The sequence below is a fragment of the Veronia pacifica genome, assembly GCF_001707825.1.
In the GTDB taxonomy this organism is placed as follows: Bacteria; Pseudomonadota; Gammaproteobacteria; order Enterobacterales; family Vibrionaceae; genus Veronia; species Veronia pacifica.
Window position 1 is genome coordinate 1 of record NZ_LYBM01000100.1, and the last position, 1226, is coordinate 1226.

At 49.2% G+C, this 1226-nt stretch carries 1 protein-coding gene; it reads right to left on the reverse strand.

Annotated features, from left to right (window positions below; translation table 11 throughout):
* On the reverse strand, positions 1–1226 hold a 1226-nt coding region (locus A8L45_RS23270; protein ID WP_245680805.1), incomplete at both ends, for a M66 family metalloprotease.

The window sequence follows — 1226 nt, forward strand, 5'->3', positions numbered from 1 at the left end:
CTGGCAATAACGTCTTCACTTACGTCTTCACTTACGTCACCCGGACTCACGTCTACGACAGTTTTAACTGGCACCCTGTGCTCCCATTCACGCATAGTCTGGCTGTCGCTGTCCCACTTCATAAAGCCTGTCGGCGAGGTCTGAGAAAATACCGCTTTCCCTTCAAGATATTTCTGAATGAGGCTGGCCTCGAAGGGTGAATACACTCCATAAGTATTGTATTGGGGTAAATGAGCCTCACCCGACGACATTGGAGACGTACCAAACGTATATCCACTAAACGTAGATTTTTGGCATATTTTCCCCTTATTGCTATCGATATGGCAGAGCGGTTTGTCAGATTTAGGCACCATGAAATTGGGCAAAAAGAAATTGTTGTCGCTGTCCCAGCCCCACGTTGAGTTCACTTCATCAGCGGGCTGATGTGCCCAGCGTTTAAAACCACCACCATAATTCCCGAGATTAAAATTGTGCCCGAGCTCGCGACTCCACTCAGTGCCAAGGTCTTGACCTTGGCTAATTGACGCACCACGGTTATAAGCGCCACTGCCGCCGTGTGCTTGACGCCCATTTTGGTACATACCGACGGACAGGAAAGCACTAATCTGTGCCGCAGAAAACGAGGGACCCCGAAATACCTCCCATTCAACATCCGTCACGTTAGCGCCATGGTTGGCGGCATAGATGCCATGTGTGATCAGATTTGTCGCTGTCCAATCTCGCAATGAGCCTGCTTGCCACCCGCCGTTATCGGGAGCGCGCTCTTTCAGCAACACACCTTCTCTCGTCATCACCTCTTTGAGATATACTGGCTCATAAGTCGACACCACCAAACGACTGGTGGGTATAGTGTGGAAATACTGTCTGGCATACTCATCGCTCTCCTGAAACGTGAATTTACCCTGATTTTTTGTCAGCATGCCAATATCAATGGTATGTAATAGTAACTCTGTTGGCGCCCCCACTTTAATGTCATTGAGCATTCCGGTTGTTGAATCCCTATCAGTCCCGGCATATGAGAAGCGAAGAGACATGCCAGCTTCGATATATTCTGCAGGGATCGACGCTGACCAGAAGTTTTCGCCATACTTGACCTGTGACAGCTCAATATCCCCACCGTAGACCCAAACGCCCTCATAATTGACAAAAACCAGTGAGAATCCTCTCTTCATTCTTGCCTTTCGGTCGCCATAGAAAATGGCTGGATCCCAGGCAGCCGTTGACTG